At 50.6% G+C, this 26,381-nt stretch carries 30 protein-coding genes; 6 read left to right on the forward strand and 24 right to left on the reverse strand.

The features are described from left to right. Window positions 1–11: 11 nt before the first annotated feature. Complete coding sequence (locus GC101_RS07780) at window positions 12–530, reverse strand: DinB family protein (RefSeq protein ID WP_171716756.1); 519 nt, start codon at window positions 528–530, stop codon at window positions 12–14. Between the two features lie 130 nt (window positions 531–660). Here GC101_RS07780 and GC101_RS07785 point away from each other — a divergent pair, with 130 nt between their 5' ends. The 5 genes from GC101_RS07785 (at window position 661) to GC101_RS07810 (ending at window position 5,582) form a co-directional block, all read left to right on the forward strand. Next, entirely contained in the window at window positions 661–1,329 is a 669-nt protein-coding gene (locus GC101_RS07785; RefSeq protein ID WP_171716757.1) for a hypothetical protein, read from the forward strand. Next, the gene (locus GC101_RS07790) at window positions 1,307–1,834 is read left to right on the forward strand and encodes an accessory gene regulator ArgB-like protein (protein ID WP_171716758.1); all 528 of its coding nucleotides are present in this window, start codon (window positions 1,307–1,309) and stop codon (window positions 1,832–1,834) included. Before GC101_RS07785 ends, GC101_RS07790 begins: the two co-directional genes overlap by 23 nt. Window positions 1,835–1,971: 137 nt before the next feature. Next, a complete protein-coding gene (locus tag GC101_RS07800; protein ID WP_171716760.1) occupies window positions 1,972–2,304 on the forward strand; it encodes a LytTR family DNA-binding domain-containing protein in 333 nt (110 codons plus the stop codon). Window positions 2,305–2,583: 279 nt separating this feature from the next. Further along, window positions 2,584–2,763: a sporulation histidine kinase inhibitor Sda gene (gene sda, locus GC101_RS07805; protein WP_039300400.1), complete on the forward strand. Its 180-nt coding sequence runs from the start codon at window positions 2,584–2,586 to the stop codon at window positions 2,761–2,763. A 251-nt stretch (window positions 2,764–3,014) separates the two neighbouring features. After that, on the forward strand, window positions 3,015–5,582 hold the full coding sequence (locus GC101_RS07810) for a bifunctional 2',3'-cyclic-nucleotide 2'-phosphodiesterase/3'-nucleotidase (RefSeq protein ID WP_425497137.1): 2,568 nt from the start codon (window positions 3,015–3,017) through the stop codon (window positions 5,580–5,582). Between the two features lie 108 nt (window positions 5,583–5,690). Here the strand turns inward: GC101_RS07810 and GC101_RS07815 are convergent, their stop codons facing one another. Together GC101_RS07815 and GC101_RS07820 are read right to left on the reverse strand one after the other, a co-directional pair. After that, on the reverse strand, window positions 5,691–5,999 hold the full coding sequence (locus GC101_RS07815; protein ID WP_039300408.1) for a hypothetical protein: 309 nt from the start codon (window positions 5,997–5,999) through the stop codon (window positions 5,691–5,693). Between the two features lie 119 nt (window positions 6,000–6,118). Continuing rightward, window positions 6,119–6,778 (reverse strand): helix-turn-helix domain-containing protein, encoded by a 660-nt coding sequence (locus tag GC101_RS07820; protein WP_171716762.1) that lies wholly within the window; start codon window positions 6,776–6,778, stop codon window positions 6,119–6,121. A 268-nt stretch (window positions 6,779–7,046) separates the two neighbouring features. Here GC101_RS07820 and GC101_RS07825 point away from each other — a divergent pair, with 268 nt between their 5' ends. Next, window positions 7,047–7,418 (forward strand): hypothetical protein, encoded by a 372-nt coding sequence (locus GC101_RS07825; protein WP_171716763.1) that lies wholly within the window; start codon window positions 7,047–7,049, stop codon window positions 7,416–7,418. Window positions 7,419–7,482: 64 nt separating this feature from the next. On the opposite strand, the gene GC101_RS07830 is transcribed toward GC101_RS07825, so the two are convergent. From GC101_RS07830 to GC101_RS07930, 21 genes are all read right to left on the reverse strand, one after another. After that, window positions 7,483–7,923: a copper amine oxidase N-terminal domain-containing protein gene (locus tag GC101_RS07830; protein WP_171716764.1), complete on the reverse strand. Its 441-nt coding sequence runs from the start codon at window positions 7,921–7,923 to the stop codon at window positions 7,483–7,485. A gap of 206 nt (window positions 7,924–8,129) precedes the next feature. Then, the gene (gene spo0A, locus GC101_RS07835) at window positions 8,130–8,948 is read right to left on the reverse strand and encodes a sporulation transcription factor Spo0A (protein WP_042138725.1); all 819 of its coding nucleotides are present in this window, start codon (window positions 8,946–8,948) and stop codon (window positions 8,130–8,132) included. A 171-nt stretch (window positions 8,949–9,119) separates the two neighbouring features. Further along, window positions 9,120–10,253: a SpoIVB peptidase gene (spoIVB, locus tag GC101_RS07840; RefSeq protein WP_171716765.1), complete on the reverse strand. Its 1,134-nt coding sequence runs from the start codon at window positions 10,251–10,253 to the stop codon at window positions 9,120–9,122. A 114-nt stretch (window positions 10,254–10,367) separates the two neighbouring features. Continuing rightward, entirely contained in the window at window positions 10,368–12,095 is a 1,728-nt protein-coding gene (gene recN, locus GC101_RS07845) for a DNA repair protein RecN (RefSeq protein WP_171716766.1), read from the reverse strand. 56 nt (window positions 12,096–12,151) lie between these two features. Further along, complete coding sequence (ahrC, locus tag GC101_RS07850; protein ID WP_039300423.1) at window positions 12,152–12,601, reverse strand: transcriptional regulator AhrC/ArgR; 450 nt, start codon at window positions 12,599–12,601, stop codon at window positions 12,152–12,154. Between the two features lie 28 nt (window positions 12,602–12,629). Then, a complete protein-coding gene (locus GC101_RS07855) occupies window positions 12,630–13,100 on the reverse strand; it encodes a hypothetical protein (protein WP_052421957.1) in 471 nt (156 codons plus the stop codon). A gap of 204 nt (window positions 13,101–13,304) precedes the next feature. Further along, window positions 13,305–14,204, reverse strand: coding sequence for a TlyA family RNA methyltransferase (locus GC101_RS07860; RefSeq protein ID WP_171716767.1), 900 nt, complete (start codon window positions 14,202–14,204; stop codon window positions 13,305–13,307). A gap of 41 nt (window positions 14,205–14,245) precedes the next feature. Then, complete coding sequence (gene dxs / locus GC101_RS07865; RefSeq protein WP_042138729.1) at window positions 14,246–16,159, reverse strand: 1-deoxy-D-xylulose-5-phosphate synthase; 1,914 nt, start codon at window positions 16,157–16,159, stop codon at window positions 14,246–14,248. Between the two features lie 94 nt (window positions 16,160–16,253). Then, entirely contained in the window at window positions 16,254–17,201 is a 948-nt protein-coding gene (locus GC101_RS07870; RefSeq protein WP_171716768.1) for a polyprenyl synthetase family protein, read from the reverse strand. Further along, window positions 17,188–17,445: an exodeoxyribonuclease VII small subunit gene (gene xseB, locus GC101_RS07875; RefSeq protein ID WP_171716769.1), complete on the reverse strand. Its 258-nt coding sequence runs from the start codon at window positions 17,443–17,445 to the stop codon at window positions 17,188–17,190. The genes GC101_RS07870 and xseB overlap by 14 nt, the downstream gene beginning before the upstream one ends. Next, entirely contained in the window at window positions 17,417–18,802 is a 1,386-nt protein-coding gene (xseA, locus tag GC101_RS07880; protein ID WP_171716770.1) for an exodeoxyribonuclease VII large subunit, read from the reverse strand. Before xseA ends, xseB begins: the two co-directional genes overlap by 29 nt. Window positions 18,803–18,811: 9 nt before the next feature. Then, entirely contained in the window at window positions 18,812–19,669 is an 858-nt protein-coding gene (gene folD, locus GC101_RS07885) for a bifunctional methylenetetrahydrofolate dehydrogenase/methenyltetrahydrofolate cyclohydrolase FolD (RefSeq protein ID WP_076245597.1), read from the reverse strand. A 31-nt stretch (window positions 19,670–19,700) separates the two neighbouring features. Beyond that, window positions 19,701–20,150, reverse strand: coding sequence for a transcription antitermination factor NusB (gene nusB / locus GC101_RS07890; protein WP_042138733.1), 450 nt, complete (start codon window positions 20,148–20,150; stop codon window positions 19,701–19,703). Between the two features lie 144 nt (window positions 20,151–20,294). Then, on the reverse strand, window positions 20,295–20,528 hold the full coding sequence (locus tag GC101_RS07895) for a DUF2273 domain-containing protein (RefSeq protein WP_042138734.1): 234 nt from the start codon (window positions 20,526–20,528) through the stop codon (window positions 20,295–20,297). A 15-nt stretch (window positions 20,529–20,543) separates the two neighbouring features. Beyond that, window positions 20,544–21,083, reverse strand: a complete 540-nt coding sequence (amaP, locus tag GC101_RS07900) for an alkaline shock response membrane anchor protein AmaP (protein WP_039295507.1) — start codon at window positions 21,081–21,083, stop codon at window positions 20,544–20,546. Between the two features lie 72 nt (window positions 21,084–21,155). Further along, window positions 21,156–21,572 (reverse strand): Asp23/Gls24 family envelope stress response protein, encoded by a 417-nt coding sequence (locus GC101_RS07905; protein ID WP_039295505.1) that lies wholly within the window; start codon window positions 21,570–21,572, stop codon window positions 21,156–21,158. 120 nt (window positions 21,573–21,692) lie between these two features. After that, on the reverse strand, window positions 21,693–23,036 hold the full coding sequence (gene accC / locus GC101_RS07910) for an acetyl-CoA carboxylase biotin carboxylase subunit (RefSeq protein WP_039295502.1): 1,344 nt from the start codon (window positions 23,034–23,036) through the stop codon (window positions 21,693–21,695). A 56-nt stretch (window positions 23,037–23,092) separates the two neighbouring features. Then, on the reverse strand, window positions 23,093–23,602 hold the full coding sequence (gene accB, locus GC101_RS07915; RefSeq protein ID WP_039295500.1) for an acetyl-CoA carboxylase biotin carboxyl carrier protein: 510 nt from the start codon (window positions 23,600–23,602) through the stop codon (window positions 23,093–23,095). A 271-nt stretch (window positions 23,603–23,873) separates the two neighbouring features. After that, window positions 23,874–24,764, reverse strand: coding sequence for a SpoIIIAH-like family protein (locus tag GC101_RS07920; protein ID WP_171716771.1), 891 nt, complete (start codon window positions 24,762–24,764; stop codon window positions 23,874–23,876). Between the two features lie 78 nt (window positions 24,765–24,842). Next, window positions 24,843–25,481, reverse strand: coding sequence for a stage III sporulation protein AG (spoIIIAG, locus tag GC101_RS07925; RefSeq protein ID WP_039295496.1), 639 nt, complete (start codon window positions 25,479–25,481; stop codon window positions 24,843–24,845). Between the two features lie 54 nt (window positions 25,482–25,535). Further along, window positions 25,536–26,339, reverse strand: a complete 804-nt coding sequence (locus GC101_RS07930) for a stage III sporulation protein AF (RefSeq protein ID WP_171716772.1) — start codon at window positions 26,337–26,339, stop codon at window positions 25,536–25,538. Window positions 26,340–26,381: the final 42 nt, after the last annotated feature.

The following is a 26,381-nucleotide window of genomic DNA, read 5'->3' on the forward strand; positions in this document are numbered from 1 at the left end:
ATTACAGCATTTTAGTTCAAGTAACGTTCATGAAGAATCCGCAGATGATGCAGCTCATGTCCGATAATCAGACAGGCCTGCGCCCGAACCGACATGGCTATACCCCCGAAGCTCCCCTTACGTGTATAGGAATCCTCCGGCAGGCTAACCAGCAGCGCCAGGGTGGACTCCCGAACGATCCGGTAATGCGTTATCATCTCCTGTAGCGAGAAGCAGTCGAATCCGCCAGCAGCAGCGTAATCATTCTCTTCATAGCCGGGCAGCGGCGCCTGCTCTCCTCTGGCAAAACAAAGCAGACGGTAGGACATAATCCGGTCGTTATCCGTTAGATGCCCTATCATTTCTTTGATGCTCCACTTCCCTGGTGCATACCGGTATGCGCCTTGCTCCTCAGTAAGTCCGCCAAACAGAGCCAATACTTGCTGCGTCTGCTCTCTTAGAATGACCCTCAAATCTCCTTCTGGCGGCACCAAAGTAATATATCTGGACTGGAATTCGGTGTATTCTCCCTGCTCTGGACGCTCCTGCATGGTAAAACTCCTCTCAAAATACATTTTTTAAGAAATATTTGCCGGAAAGTGTCAAAACCTGTTGTTGCATTTTATCCTATTATGTATAATATCACCAAGATTAGCTACTTTGGTGTTTGGGAGTGTAGGCATGTTGGATTTTGTGCTGTATATGGTATTTTCAATACTGGAGACATCTGCAATGTTTTATTTGGCTTTCAAGGTATTTAAGATTGATGTTTATCCCAAAGAAATCTTGTTCGCTGGTGCCCTTATGGCATTTGTGTCCTACGTTCTCCGTAACGACTATGGGCTTATACTTACAGACGTGGCTATTCAATATCTGTTAACTTTCTGCTTTTTATGGCTTTTGTTTCGAATTCATATTTTTTATGCTGCTATTATGACAGGATTAACTTATTTATCCTATATGCTCATTCAATCCACATGTTATTTTCTAATGAAATTGACAGGTTTATACTCTATAGAATTCCCTTTCTTGTCCGTTGGTGTGTATATTCTTCAATTAATCTCTGTTGTACTTACAATCATTATTGGTTTTAATATCGGTAAACATAGAAAGGGATTTGATTTTGTTCCTGACAAACAAAACGTCAAAGTAAAGATAGCCCTTCGTGAAATTAAAATCTTTATTCTAAGTGCGCCTGCTATATTCATCGTTATATTAATGCTAATTCTAACACAAAGATATTCTCAGTATTTCTTCCTAATGCCTATGCTTTATGGCATTTTGCTTTATGCCTACCTATATCTATCATATAAAAAGGATCGAACCGATGATGAATTCATTAGCCTTTAGAATTGCAATGGCAATAAAGAATGCAAATTCAGAGGAAACCCACTCTGTCGAAGTTATGCAGTATTCGCTGGGCATTATTTTAAATACACTGCTAATCATAGCGGGCACTTCGATAATAGGTTTTATTTCCGGAACATATGCCGAATGCTTAACCTTTCTATTCTGTTTCTCGATACTGCGCCTCGCCTCAGGCGGTTTTCATTTAAAAACAGCTACGGTTTGTAATATTGTTACTATTTTATTAAGCACCTTACTGCCTTCTTTAATCACCTTTCCAGACTCTGCCCTTTGGATTGCTAACATAATCAGTTTGATCATAATCGTTATATTTGCTCCAAACCCGGACAATAATGCAAGAATTCCCACTTCTATATTTCCATTATTGAAGTTGGTTTCTATATTAATGGTTTCCTCTAACTTTTTTCTTCAATCATCTGTAATCGGATTGGCTTTTATAGTCCAATCATTAACAGTAATTCCTTGGACAAGGAGGAGAATACATTGAAAAAAGCTATCGCTAAACAAATTTCAGCCGCTCTTGCCGGATCTGCACGTTTCTTTGTTTCAATTATGAAGCCAGCCTTTCACAGCCCGGAAGCACCCAAAGAATTGCGCAAGTAATTACACAAGGATGGGGAAAACATGCGTGTCTTACTAAACGACGGCTCTTCCCGGAGTATCCGGGAGGAGGATATATTGTATTTCTCAAATCATAAGAATACAATATTCGTCCATACGAAAGAAGGCGAATTTGTTCTCCCTACCACTCTTTCCGATTTATACGCAGCATATGGGGGCATCGGCTTTGAACGTCTTGACCGCAGTAATGTAGTCAACATTGGCAATATTGACGGTTATGACCCGGAACGGAAGATCGTTCTGTTCAATCAAGGAGAACAATTTGCTACCGTATCAGAATCGAATGAAGCACGGATCAGAAGATTTTTAGCCTCCCGGTGGAATGATTCACCGTAATCACAGAAGAATAGAATCATTCCCATTTCCCGGTGCCCATTGGCGCCGGGATTTTTCCTGCTATATAATTAATACAAAATCTTATACTTATGCTATTAATATATCCTCGCACCAAAGCCAATCATTATCCCATATTACCCATCTTTTGTAAAGATGAATTCAGAGGGCGAATGACAGCAGACGGATTAGCTTCCAAATGGTACCATTTTGATAGATTCGTAATGTTTTAAAACAATTCACTTATTTGTTAGCACTCTCAACTACAGATGGAGGAATCTAATGGAATATTATTTTCATCCTTCTCCGCGCCCCTCATCACTTGAGCTATTGTCTGACGAACAATTAATTAACATCTATGAATTGGCGCTGGAAGCTAAAGCTTCAGCTGATTTTATCGAAATCATCAGAAATGTCCTCTCTGGCCGAAATCTGTTAGGCTCAGATCATTATGATGCCTAATCCCTATTTTCAAGCCCTCCTATAAAACCATTCTGCTTATTGGTATATTGACCCGGCCTGCCGGGCAATATACTTTTTTGTCATTTTAAGATAATCAAATTTTAGTTTTTAATTTCAATTTCAATATCTTTCCTATATAATATTCTTTGTGTTTGTTACCTAACTTGACAATAGAAGGGATGAAAGATTGCATGAGGCATAATTTCCAGCACTTATTGCACAAAACTGTTCTATCCTCACTCGTAATTTCTATGACTGTATTGCCATTCAGTGGAATGTTCGCGGCAGCTGCGCCGGCTGACTCCACAATGAAGCTGCGCATCATGGAGACTACAGACATCCACACCAACCTGCTCCCGTATGACTATTATAAGAGCGCTACGTCTCTGACCGTCGGACTGGCCCGCACAGCTAATCTAGTGAAAGCAGCCCGCCAAGAGATTGGCAATACGCTGCTGGTAGACAACGGAGACCTGATCCAGGGTACACCTCTCGGCACATACAAAGCACTGGTGAACCCGATTAAGGGCACCGAGATTCATCCTGTGTACAAAGCAATGAACCTGATGGGGTACGATGTAGCCACCTTCGGCAATCATGAATTCAACTACGGTCTGGATTACCTGGATCAGGCGATCAAAGGCGCCAATTTCCCTTATATTAACGCCAATGTATATGTAGATGACAAAGACAGCAATCCGGACAACGATGTTAACAAATACAGCCCTTATCAGATCATTACCAAATCCTATAAGGATGAAGCCGGCAATGTGCAGACGCTGAAGATTGGTGTACTCGGCCTTGTCACTCCGCAGATTACCGAATGGGACAAGAGCAATCTGGAAGGCAAAGTCATTACCAAGGATATCGTAGCTACAGCTGAGAAATTCATTCCACAGATGCGCGCAGCCGGTGCAGATCTGATTATCGCCATGACCCATTCCGGGTTTAACGGCAGTGCCGAAGCTTACGTGAAGGCAGAGGATGCTATTTTCCCGCTGAGTAAGGTTGCCGGTATTGATGCGATCACCTTCTCTCATACACATAAAGTATTCCCTGCAGCGGATGAGAAGTCACTGGATGCTCTCTTCAAGGATGCATCCGGCAAAGTATTGCCTGGTGTCGACAATGCCAAAGGAACCATCAACGGTGTCCCTGCAGTACAGGCCGGCTACGGCGGCAGTAATCTGGGCCTCATCGATCTGACTCTGGAAAAAACAGATGGCAAGTGGAAGGTCGCTTCATCGCAATCCTCCACCAAGGCAATCTATGATGCTGTTGCCAAAAAATCTACGGTAGACGTGGATCAGGCCATTGTGGATGCCGTGCAGGCCGATCATGAAGCAACAATTGCCTATGCGAACAGTCCAATTGGCACAACGACCGCACCGATCTACAGCTACTTCGGACTGGTTCAGGATGATCCATCCGTACAGATCGTTACCACTGCACAGAAGCAGTATGTAGAAAATTACATCAAAGCTAATCTTCCGCAATATGCAGGTATCCCGGTTCTGTCCGTCGGTGCTCCATTTAAGGCCGGACGTAACGGCCCGGAAGAATATACTGATATTGCTCAGGGACCACTGGCCATTAAGAGCGCAGGCGACCTGTACCTGTACGACAATACGCTGAAGGCGATTCTCGTGAAGGGGTCTGTGGTCAAGGAATGGCTGGAAATGTCTGCGGGCAAATTCAATCAGATCAATCCGAACGCAACAGAAGCACAGGAGCTGCTTAATTCCTCCTTCGCCGTCTATAACTTCGACGTAATTGATGGTGTAACTTATCAGGTCGATGTTACCAAACCAGCCAAGTACAAACCGGATGGTACCGTGAATGACGCCTCCTCCAGCCGGATTATCAATCTGCAGTATAACGGCAAAGCGATTGATCCGAATCAGGATTTCATCATGGCAACCAATAACTACCGCGCAAGCGGCGGCGGTAACTTCCCTGGTGTCAAAGGCAGCAAATACATCATCGACTCACCGGATGAGAACCGCCAGATCCTGATGGATTATATAACGGCCAGCAAAACCATTAATCCGTCCGCCGATAACAATTGGTCGATTGCACCAATCTCCGGGAATGTGAAGGTCACCTTCACCTCATCTCCCAAAGCAGAGGCCTATGCCAAAACAACGGACAACATTGCCTATACAGGTCAAGTGGATGAGAAGGGCTTTGGTGTCTTCACACTGGACGTGAGCAAGGCTGTAACGCCATCTGTGCCCGCTGCTGATCCGGTTACGGAACAGCCTGCCGTTGAAGTATTCAAGGATGTTCCCGTGTCACACTGGGCGGCTGGTTACATCAATAGCCTCACAGCGGATAAGATCATTTCCGGCAAAACAGCCGATACTTTTGATCCGAACGGCCTGGTAACCCGCGCCGAATTCGCCAGCTTGCTGACCAAAGCTTTGAAGCTGCAAGTCAATGTATCTCCAGTCTTCAAAGATGTACCTGCATCCGCCTGGTATGCAGGTGCTGTTGCAGCAGCTCATGAGAACAAGCTGGTAAGCGGTGTAACCGCCGACACCTTCGCACCTAATGCTTCCATCACCCGTGAACAGATGGCGGTTATGGTGAAGCAGGGGCTGGATCTTCGTGCCGGTAAAATATTGACTGCCTCCACAGCAGTCAGCTTCAACGATTCGGCTTCCATCAGCGCTTGGGCAGCATCCGCTGTAGCTGTTGCTGTCGATAAGAAGATTATCGCCGGACGCACAGACGGCAGCTTCGCCCCTAAGGCTACTGCCACCCGCGCTGAAGCCGCCAAAGTAATCTCCAGCCTGCTGTCTGCTTCTGTAGAGTAACCCTCAGCTGCGAGGGCTGAAAGGCTATCCTGACCAGCATACACAGACGCAAAAAAGCCATCCTCCACATACGTGCGGGGATGGCTTTTTATGATGGTACGCAAGGATCTACTCGATGAATTCTGTTTTGAAGACATTCTCCAGCTTGCCGCCGAGTCTCTTCTTCAGCGGAACCTTGATATCGCGGCCCAGCTCTTTGAAGAACGTATCCACATCGCATTTCACATTCTGCGCCAGGGCAATGATCGTACCGTCGCCTACGATATTCTGGTTCACTTCAAGAGGCACATCCACTTCAATATCGTATTTCTTAGTAAGTGTTTTGATGTATCTTGCAAAGATCTCCAACAGCTCATCGTTATTGAAATTCTCGATTGCAGCTTTACCTTTGCTGGTAAACTTCATATTGATTCTCATGATTCGTATCCCCTTTTCTGTCTAACCATTTGTAGTTGTTTATGGATCAAGATGAATAGATGGCTGCAAGAAAGGGCAACATTATTCATTTTTGACAACAAGCTGAGCTAGGCCCTTCTTCACTTATACACGCCCTTGATCTGCTGAACTTTGAACTGGGTGAATTCCTTCAATGACTGGATAACCTGGTCCTGCTCTTCTTCCTTCAGCTCATAGATGCATTCGCGCAGCCATTCTCCGAACAAATAGGCCTGACGCCCTTTGCGGGGCTGTTTGCGGAGGCTGTCCAGACTTCCCACGAATTTATCGTTCAGGACATCGGTCAGGTTATATTTCTCGATCTTCTCTATTACCATTCCTGCCCCATATTCCGTTTCATAAACGATAACTTCGTCAGAATCAAACGAAACATATGACGTTTCTTTGTCTTCCTTAGCCCGGAACTCCTTCAGCTTGTTAAACGCCGTTTCATAGATGTAATCCTGGGACTGATTATGCTGCGGCAGCTTGTAGCCTTGCTTGAGAGTCTTAATGTATTCAATGTCAGGCATGTAGTCCGCCAAGTGATACATCCGGTTCTTAAGATCCCCTCCGAGCGCCTCAATAATCTTGTCCAGGTTATCTTTAAGCGGAATACTCTCTCCCCGTTCAATCTTGCTAAGCTGTGAATAGCTGATGCCGCTCTTCTCTTCAAGCCCTCGTAAGGTCAAACCTCGAGCTTTGCGGAAGTGCCGGATGAAATTCCCCAGCTCATCGGGATAGTTATCGAAATCGTTCATAGGAGCCACCTCTACCTATATCATAACACAAGATAACAATTTGTGTTTCATTATAACAATTGTTTGTGTAAATTCTTTAGGCAGAATCAATAAAAACTCCATTATTAGCACTCAGAGCAGCTAAGCTTAAGGCTAAATCCGCTCTAAATGGAGGTAATTCCCATAACTGTGAACTGATTCGATTTGATTTCCTTATTCTCTCAAATAGCCTGCATTCTTATCCGATAAAGACTAATGTAAAATCAAAATCACTACTGGGGGAATTATCATGTCTTACACCATGGAAGTAAATGTAGCGAAAAATCAGGTGATTGTTAGAGCCTATGGCCTCACCGAAGGTGACGTGCCTGCATACATAGCTGATTTCGAGAGTGCTCTGAAGAAACTGAAACCGGGATTCACCGGCGTAACCGATGTAACGGGTTCCCCGACTGTACTGTCTCCGGAAGTAGCAGCTTTGCTTGCTCCGACGGGCGACCTGGCAATTGCCGCAGGTGTCGGCGGCTGGGTCTACGTTGCAGATTCCCCGGTATGGAAAATGCAAATGAAGCGCTTGTTCGGCAAATTCGCTGTTCACTACCCGACCTATGAAGAAGCAGATGCTTACCTGAACGGCTTGTCTAACCAGTCGATCCACTAAAAAAACAGATAAAAGGTGATTCCTAACCGGTTGGGTTGGGATCACCTTTTTTTAATTTAAACAATTATTCAGGAAAGCTAATGTAGATTGAGGCATCATCGTTTGTTTTATTCCATTGAACCGCTGCCCCTAATGCTTCAGAGACAAACCTTAGATTAACGTAAAATATATTGTTGCTCGGTTCTAAGGTCGGAACCTGAGTTAAAGCAACCTTTTCTCCATTAATAACTCCATCATGAGAATTATGCGTTAATTTAATGACCGTACCCTCTTTCGTTGCAGTTACTGCTTTCGTAACATTATCCCATTCAATGCTCATTCCATATTTCTCAAAGATCGGCCGCATAGGGACCAGTGTCGTGCCCAGAGATGATACATTAGCATAAATATCTAATTTATCATTATTAATATAAATGCCTGGATGTTCTCTTGAAGCAAATGTACTTGTTACACCAAATACCATTGAAAGAACTGTTATACACAAGAATAATCTTAATGTTTTCATAATAGTCTCCTTTAACTTAAGAATACTATATAATTAAACCTTTATTTTCCATATCCATCATTTTATTTTACATCCTTACTTCAAAAAAAATCCCTCAAGGGATTTGCATACCCATGAAGGAGTGTGTTTTGTACATATTCTACGCAGAAACTGATTGACTCATCGTTTTCCCGTTAACCCTTTCACGTATCCTGATCCTTACCCCTTCAAGACACCTTATGCTCAATGCGCAGCTTGTCGGCTACCATGGCAATAAATTCCGAGTTAGTTGGCTTGGATTTGGAGATATTAATCGTATAGCCGAACAGATGGCTGATGCTGTCAATGTTGCCGCGGGTCCAGGCGACTTCGATCGCATGGCGGATGGCACGCTCCACGCGTGAAGGCGTTGTCTTGAATTTCTCGGCAATGGCAGGGTAGAGTGTCTTAGTGATGGCACCCAGAATCTCGATATTGTTGTAGACCATGGTGATGGCTTCACGCAGGTACTGATAACCTTTAATATGCGCAGGTACGCCGATTTCATGAATGATCGATGTAATATTGGCATCCAGATTCTTTCCTTTGGACAAAGGTACCACATTACTGGAAGATCTGGAACTCGAATAGCCGGACATGCTGGCAGAAGTGCTCATGCTGCCTTGGGCGCCCACAAGCTGACGCACACGGTTCGCCAGAACCTCCATATCGAACGGCTTCAAAATATAATAAGATGCTCCTAGCTGAACAGCTCTTTGGGTGATGTTCTCCTGGCCGAAAGCGGTCAGCATGATGATCTTCGGCTGCGGGTTCAGATCCATATCGCGCAGGCGTTCCAGAACGCCAAGGCCGTCCAGATGCGGCATGATGATATCAAGAATAAGGACATCGGGAACTTTACGTGCTCCGCTCAGCATTTGAAGCACTTCTTCACCATTATAGGCAATGCCTGTCACGGTCATATCTTCCTGTTCGGTAATGTACTCGGCAAGCAAGTTAGTGAACTCCCTGTTATCATCGGCCAACAACACTTCAATATTCTGCACTGGCTGCTTCCTCCTTATTATCTTCTCTCCCTTAAGTTTTCGACATGAAGATTGAATATCCTTCTGTCGAAAATTATTTTTCTTTATTTTTTTTCGGTGTTGATTTATAATTAAATATTTTGTTTCACGATTCGAGGTTTATCGCTGGCCTTCGACAAAAAAATCTTAAGGCTAAACCGCCTTAAGATTGTAGGGAAGCAAATTCTCTTGTTGCACCACACCGGAGTCACGAAGCATCCATTCGATGAAGCAGCCGTAACCCGACTTGGGATCATTGACGAATACGTGGGTAACTGCACCGATCAGCCGGCCATTCTGGACAATCGGACTTCCGCTCATCCCCTGAACAATCCCGCCGGTCTTATCAATCAGACGGGAATCGGTGATGCGCAGGACCATGCCTTTGGTCGCCGGAGTCTGCTGGCGGGCCACATGAATGATCTCCACATTGAAACGCTCCACCTGCTGACCATCGACTACTGTAAGAATCTGTGCCGGGCCTTCCTTCACTTCAGCGCTCATTGCAACGGGTATCGGTTCCTGGTACAGGCTGTGCTCCGGATTGCGGGTCATTTTGCCGAAGATTCCGAAATCCGTATTGCTCTCCACATTACCGAGAACCTGGCTTTCCTTCAGAAAATGTGCCCGTTTCTCCCCAGGATCGCCATCCTGGCTTTTGGAAATGGAGGTGACACTGGACTGGACGATATGGCCGCTGCCGACAACAATCGGTGTGCCGGTGTTCATGTCGGTAATGACATGCCCCAGAGCACCGTATACGCCTTGTTTCGGAGCATAGAAAGTCAGGGTACCCACACCTGCCGCGGAATCGCGGATGTAGAGCCCCAGTCTCCATACCTTGTCATTGCGGTCATACGCGGGTTTTAGCTGAGCTTTGTGCTCTTTGCCGCTGCGTTTGTACACAATACTTAAGGAATCATTGCTTTTACCGGCACGTTCCACAAGCTTTGCTACCTTGGATACCTCGTCCAGCTTGACCCCATTAATGGAGATCATCAGATCACCAGGCATCAGTCCGCTGTTCTCGCCGGGTGAAATCTTGGACTGCTCCGACACTTCAATCAGATGATGGCCCACAACCAGAACCCCTGCTGACTTCACTTTCACGCCAATCGTCTGACCTCCCGGGATGACTCTAAGCTCATTGTCATTCCCCTGAACCGCTTTATGCGGCTGATGTTCCAGCGGTGCTGCAAAGCTCTGTTGAGGTCCCGTTATGCCTGATAAGCTGAGAAAGAAGGCAAATAAAAGGCCGGGCATTAACTTCCTGAGGTTCGGCTTCAATGGCTGTCACGCTCCCTTTTGCTTCTTTCGCTTGACGAAAAAGGTGGTCGCCAATTGCGTACCTATAAGATAACCTTGCCCCCAGGCTTTTATTACTGTCAATCATTGTCCCGCTTACCCAGCAGCAGCTTTGCTGGCCTCAGCCAAACCGAGCATTTCCTGTGCGTGATGCAATGTTTTTTCGGTAATTTCCACACCACCCAGCATACGGGCCAGCTCCAGCACCCGGCCTTCCGCCGAGAGGGAGTCCACTTCGGTCATCGTGCGTCCGTCTTCGACTTTTTTGACAATCAGATATTGATGATCCGCCATACAGGCCACCTGCGGCAAGTGAGTAATGGAGAACACCTGACAGGTGGAGGACAGCTTGTATAATTTATCCGCAATGGATTGTGCCGCGCGCCCGCTGACACCGGTATCCACTTCATCGAAGATCAGGACAGGAATGGCGTCATGCCGGGCAAAAATACTCTTCATCGCCAGCATGATGCGGGACAGCTCACCGCCGGAGGCGATTTTGCCCAGCGGCCGCAGCGGTTCGCCCGGGTTCGGGGAGATCATGAACTCTGCGCTGTCAATCCCCTGCCGGGTAAGACGGTATCGCCGGTCCTGATACTCAATACCGCGCGGGTCTTCGAGCGTATCCATTTTGACCTGAAGCGAAGTCCGCTCCATCTGCAGATCCTTCAGCTCACCTTCCACTTGGGAAGCGAGATCCGTAGCACACTGGCGGCGTGCCGTGCTGAGCGCTCCGGCGGCTTTCATTAAAGTGCCGAGCAGGCCATCGCGTTTGGCCGTCAATTTCTCAATGTATTCGTCCTTATTCTCCAGAAGATCGGTCTCCCGGTGAATCTGCTCATAATACTCCAGAATCTGCTCTACACTGTCCCCGTATTTGCGCCGCAGCCCTGTGATCAGATCCAGACGGTTCTCAATTTCCTCCAGCCGTGCCGGATTGAATTCGATATCTTCGCGGTAGTCACGCAACTGGAAGGCCGCATCCTCCAGCTGGTAATACGACGACTGCAGCTGCTCGAACACAGCCCTCAGGCCCTTCTCGTCATAACGGATCGCATCCTCCAGCTTGGAGATGACACTCCCGATGGATTCCAGCCCTTGCCTGTCATACAGCAGCTCGTATGCGCCGGATACTGAATCCATCATTTTCTCACTGTGGGATAGTTTGACCCTTTCTTCGTTAAGTAATTCATCTTCTCCCGGTTTTAGTCCTGCAGCAGAAATTTCCTCCAGCTGAAAACGGTACAAATCAAGCATTTGATACGCTTTTTGACTGGATTCCTGAAGTTCCCGGAGTTCTTTTTCCACTTTGGCGAAGGCCGTATATTTCTCCTGGTAGTCAGCTTTGAGCGGGCCAATCACAGCTTCGCCGTAAGTATCCAGCAGCCCCAGATGACGTTCAGCCTTCAGCAGGTTCTGATGCTCATGCTGCCCGTGGATATTCACCAGCTGTTCACCGATTTCCCGCAGCATGCTGAGATTGACCATCTGTCCGTTCACCCGTGAAGTGCTTTTGCCTTGAGAGGTAATCTCCCGGCGGATCACCAGATGCTCTTCGCGTTCTGCTCCAATGCCAAGCCGTTCCAGCGTATCCCAGACCGGATGGGTTCCCGGCAAGCTGAAAAGCGCTTCCATTTCTGCCTTTTCACACCCATACCGGATAGAGTCCGCAGAACCGCGGCCCCCGGCAATGAGTGCAAGCGCATCGATAATAATCGATTTCCCTGCCCCCGTCTCCCCTGTAAGAACATGAAAGCCGGGATAAAAATGCACATCCACCGCCTCAACGACGGCCAGATTGCGGATTGATAACGTGTCTAACACGAATACAGCACCTCCGAAAAGATGATCGCTTATTTAAGTGTAAAAAGGTGATGAAGTTACGAGATGTAGCCCATAATTTGTGCAATAACGCCTTTGCTGTCCTCAGGCTGGCGGCAGATAATCAGAATGGTGTCATCGCCCGAGATGGTGCCCATAATTTGCGGCCAGTCAATATTATCAATCAGTGCAGCCACAGAATTGGCTGTTCCCGGAAGACATTTCATAACCACAAGGTTGGCGGAGAAATCGATCTGCACAAAATTATCCACCAGCACCCGCTTAAGCTTCTGGGTCGGATTATAGCGCTGGTCAGTCGGCAGGGAGTATTTGTAGCGCCCGTCATCCATCGGCACCTTAATCAGCAGCAGTTCCTTGATATCACGGGATACTGTGGCCTGGGTAACCTGAAATCCGGATTCACGCAGAGCCTCCACCAGATCATCCTGGGTCTCGATCTCCCTCTGCGTAATAATTTCTCTTATTTTGATGTGCCTGTGTCCCTTCATTGTTGCCTCCCGTATTTATAAGTTGATCTCAATTGGATTCACCATCGTCTTTGCCTAACTTAATCACATGAATTGCTGAATTCACCGTATCCACGTACAGCACACCGCTACAATCCGGATAAATTAGCAGATAAGGAAGCAGAGTGTCGCGAAGTCCGCTGCCGGTGAACTCAAGCCCTTTGCGCGGCCGGGACAGAATAACCAGATAGAAATGCTCCTCATCTTTGCTGGCCACATAATCAATGAACAGCCTGCTGTACATCGGTGCCCCGTTCACTTGAAAGGACAAAGGAATCTTCAGCTTGCCGCCTATGACCTCGTAACCGGCATCCTCTAATAATCCGATGGACGGATGAGGCTGAATAATGGTATTGATCGGTACCCTGTCCTTCATGAACGATCTTGGGGAACCTTGGAGCCAGATGTAGATCCGGTAAACGATAAAGATTGCCGCCGCCAGTCCAATGAGTGCTACAACGGCCTTGTCAGAGCTCGCCACTCCCATCACCTCGGTGAATCTATTCGCGTGAAGGCAGGCGAAATCCTGCTTGAGGGGAATAACAGAGCCTGATCCGGCAGCAAAAAGTTGAAGCTGACTGCAGATGAAGCGTTGCCTGCTTAAGTTCATTAATTATAACGTATAACACCGCTTGAAGCATGTATATTGCAGGCAGAAAACGATTATTTTTGCAGCAAAAGAAACTCATCGTTTAGATGAGTTTCCATTGTTCGTAGCGCTAAAGGTTGCATTCGCTTCCTTGATTACGGATTCGGCAAGCGCGGCGAAAGAATTCGGCTGTGCTTCAGCCGGGAAAAGCTGCTGTTCGTGCTGTTCGTCCGTAGAGTTATCTACTGCTACAGGCAGCAGCTTCCAGTGAGCCAGGAATTCAATATTGCCTTCCCCTCCGGTAATTGGAGAGAAGGTCAGCCCTTCCAGCTTATAGCCCAGCCCGGCCGCCATTGACAGCACATTAACAAGCACCTCTTTGTGAACGGCTGATTCGCGGACTACACCGGATTTCCCCACCTTTTCCCGTCCGGCCTCGAACTGCGGCTTGATCAGCGCAGCGATATCGGCCGGGCGGTTCAGGAGCGCCATCAGCGGCGGCAGAATAATCTTCAGTGAAATAAAGGACACATCAATACTGGCAAAGTCAGGTACCGGCCCCTTCAGGTCAGGCGGGGTCATGTAGCGGAAGTTGGTCTGCTCCATTACGGTTACCCGCTCGTCGTTGCGCAGGCTCCAGTCCAGCTGGTTATGGCCGACATCAATAGCATACACATGTGCTGCCCCGTTCTGGAGCGCACAATCGGTGAAGCCTCCTGTAGAGGAGCCGATATCCAGCATATTCCTCCCGTTCAGGTCAATGCCGAACTGCCGCAGTGCTTTCTCCAGCTTCAGGCCGCCCCGGCTGACGTAGGGATGCACAGCTCCTTTGACTCTTAAGACAGAGCTGCGCAGCACCTTCATTCCCGGCTTCTCAATCCGTTCTTCATTCGCCAGCACAAGACCCGCCATGATTGCTGCCTTGGCCTTCTCACGGCTGTCGTAGAAGCCTTGCTCAACTAACAGTACATCTATACGTTCTTTAGGGTGTTCCATGTTCATCTCCTGGTCACTTGGGTCCGGCTTCCACCCTGTACTCAGGAATTGGAAGTCGACTTGTAAGTATAAGTGCTTAGCGCCTTCATCGCCTTGATCCGCGTACACAAGGCTTCAACGGTGAGGCCGGTTTCCTGGCGCTGCTCCTTGATCGAACCATGCTCAACGAAGATATCCGGCACGCCCATCAAGTGAACTCGTGCATCATAAATCTCATGTTCCGCATAGAATTCGAGCACTGCGCTGCCAAGACTGCCTGCCTGGCTGGCTTCTTCAAGCACAACCATGCTGGTTCCGGCATGAGCCAGTTCAAGCAGCATGGTATTATCCAGCGGCTTCAGGAACCGGGCGTTCACTACGCTAACCTGAATGCCTTCACGCTTGAGCAGCTCAGCTGCCTCCTCGGCTAGCTGAACCATCGGGCCGCAGGCCAGCACTGCGTAATCATCCCCGGGACGCAGACGCTCCCAGGAGCCGATAGGCAGACAACGCAGTTCGGCATCTACAGCCGCCCCGGTGCCCTCTATCCGCGGATAACGGTAAGCAATAGGTCCGTCATTGTATTCCAGTGCCGTCTTCATCATATGGCGCAGCTCATTCTCATCCTTAGGCATCATAAGCACTATATTCGGGATGTGCCGCATGAAAGCTATATCATATACCCCTTGATGGGTCTCCCCGTCCGCACCGACAAAACCGGCGCGGTCGATGGCAAACATTACATTGGCATTATGTCTGCAGATATCATGGACAATCTGGTCATAGGCACGCTGCATAAAAGTGGAGTAAACGGCATAGACCGGCTTCATCCCCTCCATGGCCAGAGCGGCGCACAGCGTGGCTGCATGCTGCTCAGCGATACCGACATCGATCATCCGGTCCGGGAATTCCTTCGCGAACGGGAACAGGCCCGAGCCGCCCGGCATTGCCGGTGTGACCGCAATCAGTCTTGAATCCTGACGGCCCAGCTCAATCAGCGTCTCCCCGAATACTTCGGTATACATCGGGTGGCTGACAGCCTTCACAGCCTTAAGAGACTGGCCGGATTCAATTTTGTAGGGTGAGATCGCATGTGATTTATAGAAGTCCGTTTCGGCCGGCTTGTAGCCTTTGCCCTTCGTCGTCAGCACATGTACCAGCACAGGACCAGACACATTATCTGCCTGATGGAAGGTGTCGATCATTTTCTCCAGATCATGACCATCCACGGGTCCCAGATACGTGAATCCGAGCTCTTCGAACAGAACACCGGGAACCAGCATATTCTTCAGGCCGTCCTTCACATTCTGCGCCGTCTTGGCCAGCCGCCCGCCAATCGCCGGGATTTTTTTGAGCAGGCCTTCCACTTCATCCTTCGCACGCAGATAATGGCGGTCCGAGCGGATTTTGCTCAAATAATTATGCATGGCTCCTACATTCGGTGCGATAGACATCTCATTGTCATTGAGGATCACCATCAGCTTGCGGCGTTCATGTCCAATATGGTTCAGCGCCTCAAAGGCCATCCCCCCGGTAAGCGCACCGTCGCCGATCACAGCGATGACCCTATTGTCCTCGCCCTTCAAATCCCGGGCCATGGCCATACCCATTGCGGCAGACAAAGAGGTACTGCTGTGTCCGGCTTCCCAGACATCATGTTCGCTCTCCGAACGCTTCACAAACCCGCATAAGCCGCCCTGCTTGCGCAGTGTATCAAACCGGTCCTGGCGGCCAGTCAGTATCTTGTGCACATACGCCTGATGACCGACGTCATATATCATCTTATCCCGGGGACTGTCATAGCAGTAATGCAGGGCCAGCGTGAGCTCCACTACCCCCAGGTTGGATCCGAGATGCCCTCCGGTTACTGTAAGTTTGTCTATTAAAAACCGGCGGATTTCTTCCGCAAGGGCTGCCAGCTCCTCGACTGACAAAGATTTAAGTTGCTGAGGATCATTTATTTGTGGAAGCAGCACGAGTATTCCCCGCTTTCCTAGATGTTGTAAAATATAAACCCCATTATAACACAAACGAAACGGCTGTCGAAACACAGCCGTTTCCGAAATGTACCTAATGATCGCGTGACATCAAATAATCTGCAATTTCAAGCAGCCGGGTATGATCCTGAAATCCGCCCTCAAGGACCGCGCTGTGCGCTTCAGCGGTCAGCCGCTTCACCTCTTCACGCGAGGCTTCCAGGCCGATGAAGTAGGGATAGGTCACCTTTTGCTGCTTGATATCACTGCCGGTTTTTTTGCCCAGCTTGCTCTCATCGCCGACCAGATCAAGGATATCATCCTGAATCTGAAAAGCCAGGCCAATCTGCGTACCGAACTGGCGCAGCGCCTCCAGCCGACGCTCATCCGCACCGGCGATTCTGCCTCCCGCCAGCAGCGAGAAGATCATCAGATCGCCTGTCTTATGAAGATGGATATACTGAAGCTGATGCAGGTCGGTTAAGCCCTGCTCGCCTTCCATATCGGCAACCTGCCCGCCGACCATTCCGCGCGGACCGGCCATTTCGGCCAGATCCTCAACAATGGACAGCACATTCTCTGCCGGAACGCCAAATTTACGCGAAGCTTGTACCACACTATAGAAGGCATGCGTCAGCAGTGCATCCCCGGCCAGGATCGCCGCAGCTTCCCCGAAGACCTTGTGGTTCGTGAGCTTGCCGCGCCGGTAGTCGTCATTATCCATGGCCGGCAGATCATCGTGAATCAATGAATAAGTATGCACCATTTCAATCGCTGCCGCTACGGGCAGCGCAGCCTCACGGCTGCCGCCAAGCGCTTCACAGGCGGCGATGACCAGCAGCGGGCGCAGGCGTTTGCCTCCGGCCTGCAGCGAATAGTCCATCGCCTCCCTGAGCACCTGAGGCACAATCCACTGCGCAGGCAGGGTTGCCGTCAGTGCATCAGCAACCCAGTGTCCCACCTCTGCAATATACTGCTCAAGCGGTGCGCGCCCGTGTGCTTCCGCTTCACTGCTGCCCGGTTCCAGCTCAGAACGACTCATCGCCATCGCCTTCCAGCCGGGCTCCGAATGGCTTCTTGCGCAGCTCGCCATCCTCTACCGTAATCATCTCGATCTTGCGCTCTACCTGCTCCAGCTTACTGCCGCAGAGCTGCGACAGCTTCATTCCCTGCTGGAATAAATCAATCGCCTTCTCCAGGGGAACGTCGCCATGCTCAAGCTCGCGTACGATTACCTCCAGGCGCTCCATGGCTCCCTCAAAATCCAGTTCCGCTTCTTTTGCCATCGTCTTTAACATCCTCCTTCATTCCCCATACCTGGCAGTTTAGCTGTCCGTCATTAAGCTTTATGTTCACCTTATCGCCAACTTCAACTTCCTTCAGCGATTTGATTAAATGCTCTTCGTTCTCGTCGTACACGAGGCTGTAGCCCCGTGACATCACCTTGAGCGGGCTGAGCGCATCCAGATGGCGCAGCTCAGCCACATAGCGCGCGCGCTTATCCTGGAAGCGCGCCTGCATCGCCCCCGTCAGCTCACGGGTAAGGCTATCCGTGCGCCGGCGGGCAGCGCTAATGCTGTCCCGCGGATGGAAGCGCTGCAGGCTCTGATGCAGCAGCGCGCTGCGCCCCTGCGCGCTGCTGTGCCTTGCCTCGGCTGCGCGGACCAGGGCCGCGCGCAGCATGTCCAGCCGCTGCGCGTGCTGGGCCAGCTGCCGGCGCGGGCCGGCCAGCGCCAGCGAGCGCTGCAGCGCCGCGAGGCGCTCGCCGCTGCGCTGTGAGCGGCGCAGCAGCCCTTGGCGCAGCCGCTGCTGGGCGGTGCGCAGCTGCCCGGCGAGCTCGGCTGCGCTCGGCACGGCAAGCTCCGCTGCCGCCGTAGGGGTCGCCGCACGGAGATCGGCGGCGAAGTCGGCGATCGTGAAGTCGGTCTCGTGGCCGACGGCCGAGATGACCGGAATTCTGGAGGCCGCAATCGCGCGGGCGACGGCCTCTTCATTGAAGGCCCAGAGCTCCTCCAGGGAGCCGCCGCCGCGCCCTACAATCAGCACATCGGCCTCGCCCATGGCGTTCAGGTTCTCGATGGCCTTCACAATGGAAGGGCCGGCGCCTTTACCCTGTACAAGCACAGGATAGAGCACCACCGCCACCTGCGGATAACGGCGCTGCAGGGTGATGATAATATCCCGCACTGCCGCTCCTGTCGGCGAGGTAACTACACCGATCACGCGCGGGAACCGCGGCAGCGGACGCTTGCGCGCCGCTGCGAACAGCCCCTCCTGCTCCAGCTTGCTCTTCAGCTGTTCGTAAGCCAGATACAGGCTGCCGATTCCGTCCGGCTGCATGTGGGTGGCGTAGAATTGATACTGCCCGTCCCGTTCATAGACCGTCACGTTGCCTCTGGCAATGACCTTGGTCCCTTCCTTCGGTACAAAAGGCAGCCGCGAGTTATGTGAAGCAAACATGATCGCCTTGATCCGGCTGCTCTCATCCTTCAGCGTGAAATACATATGCCCGCTTCCGTGGTGGGTGAAATTCGATATTTCACCGCGGATCCATACATCGGAGAGCACCGCATCCGAATCCAGCTTCATGCGGATATACTTGTTAAGTTCCTTAATGGAGTAGACCTGCCGCTCTGCCGCCATAAGCTTAGCCTACTTCAGGCCGTGGCGGCGTTTGGCCGCGATCAGCGTGTTGCTCATCAGCATCGTGATCGTCATCGGCCCTACTCCGCCCGGCACAGGCGTAATAAACCCGGCGACTTCACGGGCACTCTCATAATCGACATCACCGGCAAGCTTGCCGGTATCCAGACGGTTCATTCCGACATCAATGACAACTGCACCCGGCTTCACGAAGGAAGCATCGATGAAGTTAGCCCGGCCGATGGCAACTACCAGAATATCCGCCTGGCGGCTGAGTTCAGCCATATTCGCGGTGCGTGAATGGCACATGGTAACCGTGGCATTCTCACGCTGCAGCAGCAGGGACACCGGCTTGCCGACAATATTGCTGCGGCCGATAACCACAGCATGCTTGCCGGAAATATCAGTGCCTGTCCGTTTGATCAATTCGATGACTCCCGCAGGAGTACAAGGGAGCAGACTGTCATCACCAATGACCAGGTTCCCTACATTGACCGGATGGAACCCGTCAACATCCTTCTCCACGGAAATGGCATTAATGACTGCCTTCTCTTCAATATGCTTGGGAAGCGGCAATTGCACGAGAATGCCGTCAATATCATCACGGCCGTTCAGATCAGCCACCAGAGCGAGCAGATCCTCCTGGCTCGTTGCTGCATCCAGCCGGTGAACCTCGGAATGGAAGCCCAGCTCAATACATGATTTCTCCTTGTTACGCACATAGACCTGAGAAGCCGGATCTTCACCGACTAGAACGACAGCAAGACCGGGCTTAACGCCACGTTCCGTAAGCTCTGCAACCTCCCGGGCAATGCTGATCCGAATTTCGTCCGATACCTGTTTACCGCTGATAATCGCTGCTGTCATGTAAGTCTCTCCCCTTTTGTCTATTTAACGATTACAGATCCGCTCTAAGCGTATCTACATCCTGAATCATCTTGCCGAGTACGCCGTTCACGAATTTACCAGAATCATCGGTGCCGAAATGCTTGGCCAGATCAATTGCCTCATTGACAGCTACCTTGGCCGGCACATCACTGGCAAAGATCATCTCGAACGTGGCCAGACGCAGAATCTGACGGTCAACACGGGACAGGCGGCTCATCTGCCAGCCTTTGAGGTAATGCTCCAGCATTTCGTCGATGGCCATTTTGTGCTCCCAGACGCCGTTTACATGGGCGATCACATAAGCCTTCAGCTCGGTCTCGTCAGTGATGACGCGTTCGGTTTCGTTCTCATCGGCAGCTTCCTCAATGAGCATTTCTACAGCCTCAGTAACTTCCACATCATTCATTTCCATCTGGTACAGGCTCTGGACAATAATTTCTCTCGCTAAACGTCTTTTCATTTGTTCCTCCTACAGTCTTTAACTAGCATACTTTGTATTTGAATTTCTTAAATCTTCTTACCAAAAAACCGCGCAGCCGTTCTTCCGCAGGTCAGCAACTCAAAGTAACGGGTTCCAGGCTTCCGGGAGAAAGACTATCGCGGTTCATTTGAAGGGACGCCAGCGTCCGGACAGCCGGCTCACGAGCTCCTGCCACTGAAACAGGGGAGCCTGTGCGGTATCCTTTCTTTTGCCAAGCGTATATCCGATGAACACTACCAGTGCAAAGAACAGCATATCCCAAAAACCGCTAATCAGATAAATCAGACCGAGAACGACCCCGAAGGTAACTCCGGCAATTCTACCCCCGTGACTTTCCCATACTTCTCTCCAAGACATAAGGGAAACTCACCTCTATTCCACTCGACTTTTGAAGCTTGGTGACTGTGTGAGGTTAGCAATATATACAGATACATCCGCTACCGGAATTCCGGTTGTTTCCTGCACGAAATCATGCACCTGGCGCTGAACCTCCGTAGTAAGCAGAGGCAGGGAATGCTCGCCGTCCACAACTGCCCGGATCATAATTTCAAGTCCGGCCTGCGAGACGCGGATGCGCGACTTCAGATCACGGATGCCCTTCACTTTGCCTGCAGCCTTGAGGCTGAGGTTCTCGATGGTTTCCATGGAGATCTGAATGTCCCCATACTCTGTACGCTGATCCACGGACGGCAGGGAAGCACGGTCGCGGCGCAGGGAGATGTAGAAGAAACGGATGCTCAGCAGGAAAAGAATAACCGCAGCTGTAATCGCAGCGATATAGGCCCCCGGCCCGTCAGGAATCTCAAACGTGTCCGGAATGGCGCCGCTCAAGAGGAGGATGGCAATTACAGATAGTATTCCGATACTTAAGCTGTAAAGGAACAGCAGAAGCCTGTCCAGAATTTTGGCCACGAGTCACATAACCTCCTTAAATTAAGGTAAACCCTCGACCTACGTCGGGGGTTTATGGAAGAACAAAGGCCTTTACTTCACGCGGATAACCGCGTCTGTATCTTCGCTTTTGTCAACACTTGTGGCGTTTCTGAACTGCACATCATGGATATGCACATTCACTTCTACAACCGTCAGGCCGGTCATGGTTTCGATGGAACGCTTAACGTTGCGCTGAATTTCAGCAGCCACTTCAGGAAGACGGTTGCCGTATTCAATGATTACGGATACATCCACTGCAGCTTCGCGTTGTCCCACTTCAACCTTAACGCCCTTAGACAAGTTCTTGCGTCCGAGAAGCTCCACGATTCCTCCGGCGAAACCGCCGCTCATTCCGGCCACGCCTTTAACCTCTACGGTTGCCAAACCTGCGATAACCTCGATCACTTCAGGAGCAATCTGGATCTCACCAATTTCCGTACGTTCGTATTCTGTCGGCAATGTACTCATTTTGGACTTCACACCTTTCCGGTAAAAAAGTTATTCGGGCATTTCAAGCAAGGCAGCACGTCTCTTATTAAACATACTATATCATTTGACGAACTTTATGACAAACAATGAGAAGTCGTCCTAAATTTCATACTCTTCCAGGAATTTGATATCGAAATTCCCGTCCAAAAATACCGGATGCTCCAGCAATCTCTGATGGAAAGGTATGGTTGTATGTATGCCTTCCACAGCGAATTCGGATAAAGCCCGTTTCATCTTGGCAATGGCTTCATAGCGCGTCGGCGCCCAGACGATCAGCTTGGCGATCATCGAGTCATAAAAAGGTGAAATGGTGTAGCCCGGATAAGCCGCGCTGTCCACCCGCACTCCAAGTCCGCCCGGCGGCAGATAGAAGCCGATTTTGCCCGGAGACGGCATGAAATTACGTTCAGGGTCCTCGGCGTTAATACGGCATTCGATTGACCAGCCGTTGATCACAATATCCTCCTGGGTGAAGGACAAGGGGTTGCCTTCCGCCACAGAGATCATTTCCTTGATCAGATCCACGCCGGTGACCATCTCCGTTACCGGATGCTCAACCTGGATACGCGTGTTCATCTCCATGAAGTAGAACTGTCCGTCCGGCCCCAGCAGGAATTCCAGCGTACCCGCTCCCGAGTAATTTACCGCCTGCGCAGCCCGTACAGCCGCTTGACCCATTGCATCACGGACCTCCGGGGTAAGCACGGAGCAAGGCGCTTCTTCAATCAGCTTCTGGCGGCGGCGCTGCACGGAGCAGTCCCGTTCACCCAGATGGACTACATTGCCATGATTATCGGCGATAATCTGAATCTCCACATGCTTCATGCCGGTCAGGAATTTCTCAAGATACACACCAGCGTTGCCAAAAGCCTTCTGCGCTTCCTGCTGGGCAGCCGTAATCTGCTTCACCAGTGATGCTTCGTCCTCGGCAATGCGGATGCCTTTGCCTCCGCCGCCTGCTGTAGCCTTGACGATGATCGGATAACCAATATCACGGCCCAGCATAACCGCTTCCTCTATGTCGCCGACAAGCCCGTCAGAGCCCGGAATAATCGGAACTCCGGCCAGCTTCATGGTTTCTTTGGCTACAGCCTTGTCACCCATCCGTGTGATCGCATCCGGAGAAGGGCCTATAAATGTAATATTGCAGGATTCACAAATCTCCGCGAAATCCGCATTCTCGGCCAGGAAGCCATAGCCGGGATGAATGGCATCACAGTCGGTGAGCGTGGCTACGCTCATAATATTTGTAAAATTCAGATAGCTGTCCTTGGCGGGCATCGGACCAATACAGTACGCTTCATCAGCCAGACGGACATGCAGTGAATCCCGGTCCGGCTCCGAATAGACTGCTACGGTGGAAATGCCCAGTTCACGGCAGGCCCTGATAATGCGGACCGCGATTTCGCCGCGGTTGGCAATCAACACTTTTTGAATGTTCATGCTTTTCCTCCCAAAGTTTAGCGAAGCTTGCAGGCTCCTCATGATTCTCGCGGCAATTATTCCGCTCTCACCAGAAACAGCGGCTGGCCGTATTCCACTAACTGGCCGTTCTCGGCCAGGACGGAGACGATTTCGCCTTTCACTTCCGCTTCCAGCTCATTCATCAGCTTCATGGCTTCAATGATGCAGACCGTTGATTTCTCATGAACCCGGTCTCCCACACTTACAAAGGACGGTGTTTCCGGAGAAGCAGCACTATAGAAGGTCCCTACCATCGGAGAGACGATTTTATGTAATGCGCCTTCAGCGGAGGATGCTTGCTGCTGCGTTACAGCAGGAACTTCACTGACAACCGGAGGAGCAACATGCTGCGGACTTTGCGGCTGCGGTGCTGGCGTAAAGGGGTAGGCATAAGGAGTCGCCTGGATTGCTGTTCCATCAGCTTCAGGGCGATCCGGTTTGCGGATAGCCAGCTTCATACCTTCGCTTTCAATCTCCAGCTCATGTACGGAAGAGGTCTGGTCCAGCAATTTAATTAATTCCTTAATCTCGCTTAACTTGAACATTGGGTAGTTCACTCCTTCAGCTTTCTCTCGAAGCCATTTTGGACGCAGATAAGCAGGGTACGATATTCCGTTCTTCCCGGGTAACCTGTGATTCGGTCTGCTTGCGGTTCTTTAGAATCGCTTTCAGGATAACCGCTGCCTGCGTATTCTTCTTATATTTCAAGATAACTTTATGTATTATATCACAAACGCTAGAAATGGAAAGAGCCCGGGACGTGCCCGGGCTCTTTCGGCATTTTATTCTATTTTCTTTCATTTAATTCAGGAGGCCTTACTGTTCCGATACGTATTGGACTTTAATCTTGTCCTGGGACACACTCAGTTCTTTCATTACAAGGTCAACGATGCCCACGGCCTGCTTCACATCCAGCTTATCGCTGAGCACTACGATTGTGTACGCATCTCCGGCTTCCTCTTTCACAATAGCTTCACCGTATTTCTGCTGAAGCTGCTCTTCAATTCCGGTGATTTTGGATTCTTTTTCCTCCAGCTTGCTGAGTTGTTCCTGGGCAACCGCGTTCTCCGCAGGTGTCTTATCCATGTCATTAATCAGGGCCAGCAGATCATTGTGGTCCTTAAGATTCTGCTGCTCGCGTTCATACAGGTAATTCGTGAACATGCTGCTGGCCGATACGCTCTGGGAAGCTACTTCATCCAGAATAGCCGCATCATCCTTGGCCGGAGTCTTCTCTGTGGAAGCTGCTGCTGATTTGTCGGCACTAGCAGCCGGTTTCTCTGTCTTGTCCGCTGTATCTGCTGCGGCCGTATCCTTGTCAACGCTGGAGCTGTTAGCTGCTGCGCTGCTGTCATCTGTTACTGCTGCGGATGTGCTGTCATCCGTCACGGCAGCGGCAGCGGTCTCGTCTGCAGCAGCTTTGCCGGCATCCTCAGTTACAGCAGCAGTTTTGCTGTCATCTGTCTGGGCTCCCGCATCGGCAGTAACGGAATCATCAGTTGTTACTTCGTTGATCACGAGCCCGCTGTCAAGCGTAGTAGCGGTCCCGCCGCCCGTCCCGTCCTTCACGGTGTCCACCTGAATGCTGCCCGCAGTTTCTTTGGGAATGGAAGCTCCAGTGTCTTCCGTGAACAGGTAATAAGCCGAGAGCACCACCATTAAACTGAGCATCGAAACCAGCCAAATTGTTTGTCTTTTGCCCTTCATTTGTGATTCCTCCTAAAAGTTTTATTGAATATGCCTCTACGAATTCGCTTGCGTATGTCTGGCTTGTAAGCTGAACGCCTATTCCTGCTTGCGCGGAACGACGGAGATCCGGTAGCTCGGCACGTTCAGCCCTTTCTCGACAGCCTGCTCGATCAGGTTACGCACCACTTTATTCTCTGCCCCTTTGGCGACAACCAGCACACCGCGCACCTGGGGTTTGATCCGTTTGGTGATAATCGGGGTTTCGTCGCCGGACTGGCTGTAGGTTACGATTTCGCCGTCCCTGGTGTATTGTGTAGTATGGCGTTTACCGCCGCTGGCATCGGTTTCCTCACTCTGCGCCTGCGAATCATTCATATTGCGCTGCACGACTATTTCCTCTGTGGAATCCACGGTGACCATAATGTCAACTGTGCCGACCCCGACGATCTTCTCCAGAATCTCCTTCGTCCGGTTCTCCATCGCCAGCTCGATGCTGTCAAAAGAATTGGGTTGCACCGCCTCCTGCTGCAGGACCGCCTGAGAGGTCTCGCTTACGGGCGGTTCACGTCCCGTATTCTCGCTGTCCAGCTTCTTCACATTCACGAAGGAGTTGAACAGCATGATAGCAACGCCCAGCAAGCCAATAATGATCAGCCAGCGGAAAGTATGACTCCTCTTCGGGTTGCCGCTTCCGCCACCGGCCCACTGCTCCAGCTTTTTCAGCCAATTGGCCATTGATTTCCCTCCTTCTGTATATGGCATTCTGCCTTGTGTTCCCTGGTCTCTGTCTTATGATTTCACGGCGCTGGTGCCGCCGCTCAGCACATGTATCGAATCCGGGTCCAGGTTCCAGTTCTGCTCGAGCAGCCTTTTGACCGATTCGGCCTCTATAACCGCTGCAGCCTGTTCCTCCTGCGTCCCGTTTCCTGCGGCTGAAGGCTGCGAAGCACCCGTTGCGGCTCCAGAGCCTTCACTTGCCGCCCCGTCCTTGTCCAGGCTGACCTGGACCGGTTCAACAGGGGTAATCCGTATCGGTTCGGATGCCGGGCCTGCTGCAGGCTGTGAGCCCTCTGCTGAACCCGGTATGCCGCTTGCAGCAACCGCTCCCGCCACTGGCATATCTACTGTGACCGAAGAGATCACCGGCACCTCTTCGCCCAGAGGCGCACTCGGATTCGGCCCCATGCCCAGCGTTACCGTAACATTCACCCCGCGGATGCCGGTGCTGCCGGCAATCTGATCGCGCATCTGCCCTGCTATTTCTTCGGCGGCAAGCTTCAGGCTCTGATCACGCGCCCCCTCTGCCAGCATCCGCCCGTCCGCCAGAATCTTCTCCAGCGAGTCCGCGCCGTCTCCTGTACCAGAGAGCAGCCCGCCGCTCCGCTCCTGCTGCTCCATGGCCAGACTAAGCTCCTTGCTGGCGTCCCCCTTGAGCATGGAGACGATCGGACTAAGCATCGTCAGCAGAACCAGCAGACTGAGCACCAGCCTGGCATAGCGTTCCATGGATTTGCTGGGCAGCAGCATCTCGACAAACGCGGCCATCAGCACCACCAGAATCAGTTCATGGAGCCATCCGCTGAGCCAGCTCATGGCGCACCTCCTGAAAGTTTGTTTACACAACCTGCCTCATAT

Source organism: Paenibacillus phytohabitans, assembly GCF_013141775.1.
Classification (GTDB): Bacteria; Bacillota; Bacilli; order Paenibacillales; family Paenibacillaceae; genus Paenibacillus_AQ; species Paenibacillus_AQ phytohabitans.